This window comes from Frankia sp. AiPa1 (assembly GCF_023243075.1).
GTDB lineage: Bacteria > Actinomycetota > Actinomycetes > Frankiales > Frankiaceae > Frankia.
This window is the reverse complement of the sequence record NZ_JALKFZ020000144.1, coordinates 19,583-28,669: the sequence shown is the minus strand read 5'-3', so window position 1 is coordinate 28,669 and position 9,087 is coordinate 19,583. Positions and strand designations below refer to the sequence as shown.

General features: G+C 69.3%; 5 protein-coding genes. All 5 read right to left on the bottom strand.

The window, feature by feature from the left end; all coding sequences use genetic code 11:
* Nucleotides 1–1,126 precede the first annotated feature (1,126 nt).
* Nucleotides 1,127–2,734, bottom strand: a complete 1,608-nt coding sequence (locus MXD95_RS16580) for an RHS repeat-associated core domain-containing protein (RefSeq protein WP_250641543.1) — start codon at nt 2,732–2,734, stop codon at nt 1,127–1,129.
* Between the two features lie 430 nt (nt 2,735–3,164).
* Entirely contained in the window at nt 3,165–3,683 is a 519-nt protein-coding gene (locus MXD95_RS16575) for a hypothetical protein (RefSeq protein WP_250641542.1), read from the bottom strand.
* 281 nt (nt 3,684–3,964) lie between these two features.
* Nucleotides 3,965–4,891 (bottom strand): phytanoyl-CoA dioxygenase family protein, encoded by a 927-nt coding sequence (locus MXD95_RS16570; protein ID WP_374122053.1) that lies wholly within the window; start codon nt 4,889–4,891, stop codon nt 3,965–3,967.
* A gap of 188 nt (nt 4,892–5,079) precedes the next feature.
* Complete coding sequence (locus MXD95_RS16565; protein ID WP_250641541.1) at nt 5,080–5,646, bottom strand: sigma-70 family RNA polymerase sigma factor; 567 nt, start codon at nt 5,644–5,646, stop codon at nt 5,080–5,082.
* A gap of 193 nt (nt 5,647–5,839) precedes the next feature.
* Nucleotides 5,840–9,043, bottom strand: coding sequence for a right-handed parallel beta-helix repeat-containing protein (locus MXD95_RS16560; protein WP_250641540.1), 3,204 nt, complete (start codon nt 9,041–9,043; stop codon nt 5,840–5,842).
* Nucleotides 9,044–9,087: the final 44 nt, after the last annotated feature.

The following is a 9,087-nucleotide window of genomic DNA, read 5'->3' as shown; positions in this document are numbered from 1 at the left end:
ACAGCCTGGCCATCACAACGTCCCAACCAGCCGGGAAACGAAAAACAAACGATCTACGAGACCTGACCAGTTACCCTAGTACTACAGCAACAGTGATCTCCTTGTTGCCTCTATGATCTCGTCGGCGTGCCGGCGTGCAAAGGTAAACATTTACCTGGTTTGGTGAATGTTCACCGGCCCCCAGCCGCACTCGGTGATCGCTTCGCGGTCGTGGCGGGCGCTGGGCACGGGGTCGGAGAGAGGAGCGGCATCTCGACCTGTTCGGCGAGGACCATCAGCGGCGGCCGGCCAGCGCGACGGAACGCGAGGATCCGCTCGACCCGGCCCACGATCTCGGTGATCTCGTCCGCGGACAGACCCACGGTAGACTGGCAGCGCACCGGCCCCTGCCCTCTTCAGGATTTTTGTTGTGTGGTAACTCCAATCTTTCCGTGGGCAGGGCCGGTGCCCTTCACCGACTCCCGGTAAAGCCGACCCGTTGGTATCCAGCCGAGAAACGTTGATGCCGCGGCCAGTCGCGATTGACCGTCCGGCGCCCGCGCCCCGCGCTCTTTTGACCTCCGAGTCCCGCCAGGACGCCCACCAAGACAGGGATGATGGCGTGCGGATCAGCTCAAATCAGGACTTACCGATAAAGCTTCAGACTTTAGGTAGACCGGAGAGATTAGGCCAAGCCTGCGGCGTAAACCATCGCATCCCGCACCAGACTACGCAGGTTGCGCAGCGCAACATCCCCAGGAACCCCCCGCTGCCATCCGTCGACACTGTACCACCCCCGACTATTCTTTAGGGACGGGATTGGAGATATCGGAACAATGCCAGCAGGGGCTCCCGGAAGACGAAAAATCAACCAATCGGTTCCAGTAGCTACAACTGCGGCGATTCCTCTTGAAACTATGACAGGAATGCCATAGACGGGCACTATGTCTTTCGAGTCTAGAGCAATTTCACCAAGACGCTCAACCAAGTCCGGGTGAGCGTTTAGTCGCCAGCCATCAAGCTCCATGTCCCCTTCAGGGTTGGGCCTCTTCGCATTTCGTTTCCTGTACGCGATTAAGTCACCGTTTGCCGGAACATCATCAAGTTTCACACGAAGACCTTTTCGCCACTAAAGATCGCTTGGACGTCAGATACAGAAAATACCGCAAACAAAGTATCTTTGAATAGCATTCAATTTCGGAGGAATATAACCAACCCAATGATCACCCTGCCTTCTCCATTTATACCCACGTGCAGCCAAATATTCCAATTCCGCCCGAAATATACTGCCCGCAGGGTACGTTCGATGCGGATCCGCCAGCGCCCAAACCCCAAATCCTTGCCTCAGGCCGCTCTTCAGCCACGCCATATTCGCAGCCAGCGACCAATTGTTGATCCTAAGAACCCACCAACGCGTCTTCGGAGGATGACTGCTCCGATAGTTCCAAGCCTGCTCCTTCGGAGTACCAATTAGGATTGTTTTGCTATTTCCGCAACTGCATTTTCCGTCGAGGTCATAAGAATTGTAGGGATCTTGGTGGGCGTAGTCGTAGGGGTTGTCGGAGCCGCCGGGGACGGGGTCGGTCTGGAGGAAGCGGCCGGTGCTGGGATTGTAGAGGCGGGCGCCCATGAGGATGACGCCGGCGAGGGTGTCGCGGGAGCGCTGTTTGGCGCCGAGCCAGCCGTACCGCGGGTAGGCGGTGGCGGGGTCATAGGGCTTGCCGAACTCGTTGGTCTCCTGGAACGAGCTGGTCGAGGTGGCGCTGGTGGTGTCTGGGGCGGTGGCGACTATGTCGCCGTGGATATCGGCGAGCTGCAGGACCACGGTGCCGGTGTCGTCCTGGACAGCGGCGAGGTCACTGCCGATCCCGTGAATATTGCGGATCCAGGCGCCGCCCGTGACGCCGATCCAGGCGGGGCTGTCGTCGGTCCCGGATGTGTAGTGGTTCGTCGAGGTCGACGAGCCCTGCGTCCACGAGCGGATCCGGCGGGTCGGGTCGAGGGTGTAAGTGCGGGTGGTCGAGCCCTGGGTTTCGGAGGCGACCATGTCGTCCGCGGCGTAGCCCACGGTCAGCGCGGTGCCGCCGGCGTCCGCGGCCGGGACGGTGGTGGTGCGGCCGAACAGGTCGTAGACGTACCCGGTGTCGGTGAGCCGGTCGGCCTGGTCGTAGCTGTGGTTCAGGGTGTAGGTCGGCGTGGTCGAGGTGCTGCAGGTGGCGCCGGGGCTGTTCGTGCCGGCGTCGGGATAGGAGATCTCCTGGGAGCGGTTGGAGTCGGCGTCATAGACGTAGCGCCGTGAGGTGCAGGTCTGGGTGCCGCTTGCGGCGCGGACGTCCCGGGCGAGGGAAAGCCGGCCGGAGAGATCGTAGAGATACTCGATGCCCTGATTCGGAGTACCGACGATCCGGCCCTGGCCGTTGATGTTGTCGATCTCGCTGTAGCCGAGCCACGTCGTACCGCTCTTGGCGTAGGTGAGTGCGGTTGGGCGGGCGGTGTTGTCGTACTGGCTGGTCGCGACAAGACCGTTCGGATAGGTCTGCGTCGCGAGCTTGCCGTCACCGTTGTAGGTCGCGGTGAACGTGGACGGGGCTGAACCGGCCCCGATGTTCAGCGAGGTGACCAGTCCGCGATGCTCGGTCGCGCTGTCGAACGTGTAGGCGTAGACGCCCTTGCCGTCGCTGACACTCGCCGGCTGGCCGTCGGCGTCGAACGTGGTGGTGGCGGTGTTGCCGTCGGCGTCGGTCTGCGAGGACACCTGGCCCCAGGTGTCGTAGCCGGTGGTCAGGGTGATCCCACCCGCGGTCGTGGTGGTCGGCAGGCCGTTGTCAGCGCTGTAGCCGAACGTCGCGTTCGGGACAGCGGCTCCCCCATCGGCGACGGGGCTGACCGCGACGGCGAGCGACGTCTTTCGGCCTGCGGCGTCGTAGCCGGTGGTGGCCGTTCGGGTCGTCGAGTTGACCGTCTCAACCTCGGTCAGGGGCTCGTTCAGGTTGTTGTACGTGTACGTACTGACCGGCAGCGGATTACCCGAGCTCGGCTGCGCCCACCGCCCATCCAGGTCGCGACGGTGGTCGGCCGGCGCAGCGTCCAGCCGGAGGTGGCGGCGTCGCCGCCGGTTTTCGCCTCGTAACCGTTGGTCGTCTTGCGGGTGTCGGTGTCGGAACTTCCGTCGTACGCGGAGGTCGTCAGTACCGGGCGACCTCGACCGGCGCCGCCCCGTTCAGCGACATCGAGATCGAGCTGATCCGCCCGGTGTAGTCACCCCACGTCGCCGGGTCCCCGCCGTCGGCCGTGGCGGTGGTGGACGTCGCGTAGCTGATCGTCAGGGCCCGGCAGCCTGCGCCGAGGGCTCCTGAGCAGTTCACTCCGGCGGGTACAGGCGCCAGAATCCGCGTCGTGCGACCCTGGGCGTCCACGGTGAACGTGGAGGTGTTCGCGTTGCCGGGTTCCACCACCCGGTCGTCGACCCAGATCGTCGAGCCGCCGACCGTCGCCGAGTTCCAGGTCGTGCGGGTGCCGTCGACCTCGGCGAGGGTGAACTGGGTCGCGGAATCCTTGGTGAGCGTCGACCCGTCCGCGGCGGTGTCGGCGACGCCGGCATAGCGGTACGGATAACTGCCGGAGCCCACCCTGGTGTAGACCGCAGGCGCGCCTTCCGCCGACGTCAGGGTGACGTAGCCGCCGGAGTCGGTGCTGTCAGTCAAAATCCGGTTCGCCGAGCCCGACGCCGGGCCAGGAATGTTCGACGTCCAACCGGGGCCGAACACTCCGGCGGGCGTGGTGGTCGCGCCGGGTGGCGTCAGGGTGGTGAGGGTCCGGCCGACGGCCAGCGTGCCGGTGTACGAGTAGACCCGCGGGGACGGTCCAGCTACCCAGGGTGTTCGCGGCTATGTGGAACTACGCCGCCACCAGGCCGAGATTCGTCGCCTCAGCCGAGAGAACGCGGAACTGCGTCGCGCCCTGGAGCTGGTGCGGGGCCCGGTCGTCAGCGGGCGGCGTTCTTGACGAACTGCTCGCGGTAGCTGGCGCGGTCGCCGGCGTAGTAGCCGGAGCGAACGTGGCGGCGCAGGGTGGCGTCGTCGGTGGCGCGGGCGGCGGAGTGCCACAGGTAGGCGTCATGCAGCAGGACGTCGCCGCGCTCGGCGTAGAGCGCGATCTCGCCGGGGACCTTCTCGAAACCCAGCGGCATCGGGAACGGCGGCGGGGTGTCGGTGTACCCCCCGGATGGACGGGCGTCGTCCGGCACCGGCGCGTTGTTGATGTTGCGGTAGGGCGGCGGGGTCGCCCACTGATGCGAACCGGGCACGACCCGCAGGAATCCGTTGGCGGGGCTCGTCGCGTCCACGTGGATGGTGAACGCGGCGCCCGGCCAGACGTCCAGGCTCGGCATCGCCTGCCAGTCAGAATGCCAGCCGATGCGGGTGTAGCCCGACTCACGGCCCGGCCGGGCGTCCTGGTAGACCACCCCGGAACCGGCCTCACCGAGCGTCCAGACCTCACTACCGAGCAGCCCCCGCAGGGCTCTGACCAGCGACGGATGTGACGCGGCCGTCTTCACCGCCGGCGAGAGCTCCTCGACGTGCTCGACGTAGTTCACGTACGGCTCTGACCCCGCCGACGAAGACCCCGCCGACGAGTCGTTCGGAGTCCCCGCCTCCGCGAAACGCGCGTCCAGGTACTGGGTGGAGCCATACCGTTCGGAGACCGCCCCCTGGAGCACCGCACGCTGTGCCTGGACGCACTCGGTCTCGATCTGGTCGACCAGCGCGTCCGACAGCAGCCCGCGCAGCAGCACGAACCCGTACCGCCGGTAGAACTTCTCGAAGCCTGGGACCTGCATCGGATCCGGCTCGGCCGGATCGAGCGGAAACACCCCGAACTCGGAGAACTGCGCGGGCCCGTCGCCATCCATGGTCACAGTCTCCACCTCTGTTCGCCGCCCTGGACGCCGTACGGCCCGGCGTGTGCCGTCCACAGGGACCGTGTTCTGGTCACAGTACGGCCGGTGGATTTCACCGCCGTTGCCCGACCGCCACCGCGCGTCGACCGCCTGCCCGCACGACCTCGACCACGGCCTCGGTCTCGGTCACCGTTCACCCGTCAGGCGCCGTGGATGCCCCGCCGGCCGAGCTGCCCGCGCAGCTCCCGCACGGCGACGTGACGGCGGGACTTGACCGTGCCGAGCGGGACGTCCAGCAGGCCGGCGGTTTCGAGCTGGGTGCGGTCGAGGTAGTGCAGGTGGACAAGGGTCGCGCGGTGTACGTCGGACAGCGCCCGCAACGCCCGGACCAGCTCCACCCGCAGCAGCACGGCGTTCAGAGCTTCCGCCGCCTGCGCCGCCGGGGTGGCGGCCAGCAGCGCGTCGTCGGCGGCCAGCAGGCTCCGTTCGGCGGGACGGGCCGCCTGCCGGCGGTGCCAGTCGACGGCGAGGTTGCGCGCCACTCGGAACAGCCAGGCGCGTGCATTGCTGTGGGCAGCGAGCTCGTCGCGGTGCCGCCACGCCCGCAGAAACGTCTCCTGCACCAGGTCCTCGGCGCGGCCCGCGTCGTCAGGGCTGATCCGCCGGGCGTAGCGCAGCAGATCGGCGGCGCATTCGTCAAAGAGCGTCCGGACGACGGCGCCGGCCTGCGCGCCGACCGGCGACCCACGGGCGAGCGGGTCCGCCATCCGCGGAACCTCCTCGGAACCGACCTTGACCGCGCGACGCGCCCGGCCCGCGACACAGCGGAAGAATACGCGATTGTCGCAATTTATCTACTAAGTCAGATAAATGCCCCCTTCAGTTCGTCGTCTCCACACCAGGTGGACGGTTCCCGTTCAGGCACTCGCCGCCGAACGGTCCCGATCGGCGGCCGCCGGCTCACTGCCCGACGTCGGCCGCGGGGAGATCCGCCGGATCGAGCCGCAGCAGATCATCCGTGGTCGGTTCGGCAAGCTCGGCGACCCGCTGGGCCTGGTTCTCCGTCATCCGCTGGAACAGCTGCCGAGCCAGCCGACCGTTGCCGAAGCCGCGACCGCGGGGAAGCGCCGTGAAATAGGCGTCGAGGGCCAGGACAGTCGGATCGGGCAGCTCGTACCGGTGCTCACGGCACTGCGTGGCCACGATCTGGGTGAGCTCCGCGGCGGTGTAGTCCTCGAAGGTGATGACCCGGGAGAACCGGGAGGCAAGACCGGGATTGGACGTGACGAACCGGGCCATCTCCGCCGGATAGCCGGCCACGATCACCACGACCCGGTCGCGGTGGTCCTCCATCAGCTTGACCAGGGTGGCGATCGCCTCCTGGCCGAAGTCACTGCCGAGATGCGCTGGGACGAGGGAGTACGCCTCGTCGACGAACAGCACGCCGCCGAGCGCCCGCTGGAAGACCGCCTGGGTCTTCGGCGCGGTGTGGCCCACGTACTCGCCGACCATCGTCGAACGGTCGGCCTCGACGAGATGGCCGCGTTCGAGGACACCGAGCGCGGCGAGAAGCCGTCCGTAGAGCCGCGCCACCGTCGTCTTCCCGGTCCCCGGATTACCGGCGAACACCAGGTGCCGACTCAGCGGCGGCGCGGGAAAACCGGCCTCCTGTCGGCGCCGGACCATCCGCATGAGCTTGACCTGGGCACCGACATCCTGCTTGACCCGGTCCAGCCCGACCAGCTCGGCGAGCTCGGCGAGCAGCTCCTCCAGGCTCTGCGCCGGATGTTCGCCCTCCTCGGATCCCGCGCCGTGACCGGCCTTGCGCTGCCCGCCGCCGCGGCCACCGCCGCCGTGACCGCCGCCTTCGTCGGGCCCGTACGGGGCTGCCGGCCGGCCCGGGCCACGGCCGGCGTCGGGGCGGCGTGGCAGGTGCGGGTCGCGCACGCCGACGGCCTCGCAACGGTCGAACTCCGGCTCGGCGCTGTCGGCGAGGCTCAGATCCGTCTCACAGTCCAGGACCCGGCAGCCGACCAGCCGTGGCCGGGCGCCCGCACCCACATGCACGGCCGGGAACTCGGCGCCGGAGATCTCACAGTCGGTGAACGTTCCGGCCCCGCCGTCTCCGACGAACAGCCCGTTCTTCGCCGGCCGGCGCAGCTTCGTGGCGCGGACCTGCGGGTCCGCTCCGGTCCACACCACCAGAGCCGAGCCACCGGCGTTCGCGATCTCACAGTCGTCGAAGCTGGCCCGCGCGTCGCGGGCCAGCACCACCCCGGCCGTCCCGGTCCGGTCGATCCGGCAGGCCCGCAGGCTCACCTGCGCACCCGCGGCGATCTGGACGCCGACCCCGCCGGTGCCGGTGATCTGACCGTCCACCCACCGCGCGGACGACCCGGTGGCCACCGAGAGCCCGGTGGCACCATGCTCGATCGCGCACCCGTCGGCGACGAGCGACGCCGTGCCGTCCACCTGGATGCCCGACATCCCACTGCCATCGACGATCAGCGAGGACAGCCGCGCGACCGCCGCACCCGCGACGTGCAGGCCGTGTTCGGGAGTTCCGCGCAGCCAGCCCCCGGACAGCGCGGCGTGCGCGTCCGCGCCGATGTGGACGTTGCTGTACCCACTGTTCTCAACGGCGAGACCGGTCAGCTCGGTCCGCGCGGCATCGGTCACGAACACCCCGTTCGCCGTACTCCCGCGCACCGCCCCGCCGGTGCCACGCAGCCGGGCGCCGCCGCGGGCGACCAGACCGCTCGTACCGGCGGCGTCGATCTCGCAGTCCTCGATACGCACGTCGGCGTCGCCGAGGGCCACCACACCGGCCTGGCCGGACCGCCGGATCCGGCATCCGCGCAACACCACGCCGGAGCCGCCCTCGACCAGCAGCCCGTCGGTACCGGCGCGGACGATCTCGCACGCCGCCAGGCGGACGCGGGCAGCCTCCGGCTTCGCGGTGTCCCGCTCCGCGGTATTCCCCTGCCCGGTGCCCGGCTCCCCGGCGCTCGGCTCCCCGGCGCCGGGGTCCGGCCGGCCATCGACGGCGTCCGCATCGCCCGCGCCCACACCGGCCGTCTCGTCGCCAATGCCAGGCCGCATCTCGACGACGGACGGCGTCCTGGCGACAGGCGGCGTCCCGACGACGACAGACGGCGTCCCGACGACAGACGGCATCTCGACGGCGGACGGAGGCGCGACGGCGGACGGCATCTCGACAGCGGACGGAGTCCCGGTGTCGGGAGGCACGGCAGCGCCCAGGATGCGGACCCCCTCGCCGCCGGGGTACCAGAACAGGCAGTCGGCGAGATCCGCGGTGGCCTCCTGTTCGACCAGGAGGCCACTGCGGTCGACCTGGCTGATCTCGCAGTCCCGGGCCCGCAGCGTCGCGCGGGACCGCAGCCGCAGGCCCGAGCCGGTGACCCGGCTGATCCGCGTACTGACCAGGTCAAGCACGGCGGCCCCGGCGGCGACCACCCCCGTGCCGGCGACGGCCTCGATCACGCAGCCCTCGAGCGAGGCGACACCCTCGCCAAGCACGTGCAGCCCGGCCAGGGAAGCGCCGGAAAGCCGGCAGGTACGCAGGTGCGCGGACCCACCGGTGATCTCGACCCGGCCACCGACCAGGGCGCAGTCGGCCAGGTTGACCACGCCCGCGACCACGACCAGGACAGCCTCGGCGGGATCGGCACCGACCAGCCCGAGCCCGCGCATCGACACCGCGGCCCGCACGATCACCGGGGCGTCGCCCGACAGCCAGACCGTGCCGGGCCCGGCCGCGGCGACCAGGTACACGTCCCGGTCGAGCACCAGCCGCTCCGCATAGCGTCCCGGCGCGATGGACACCGAGCCGCCATCCGACACGGCTCGCAGCGCCGCGGCGATGGTCGCGAACCCGCCCGCCCCGACCCGAACCCCCAGCGCGCCGGACCCTCCTGCGGACGGCGACCCGCCGGACCCGCCGGACGCGTCCGGCCCGTCCCACGCGGACGCCGACGCCGTACCCGGCGCGCCACCCGTCGAACCCGGCATGGCGCCCGTCGAACCCGGATAGCCGCCGGTCGAGCCAGGCATGCCGCCCGTCGGATCCGGCATGCCTGGCTGGGCCAGGCCGGCGTCCTCGGCCGGCCCGCCGTCCCGCCGGCCGCCTCGCACCCTGCGCATCCGCTCTCCCACTCATCCCGCCTGACCCCTGGCCGGCCACACCC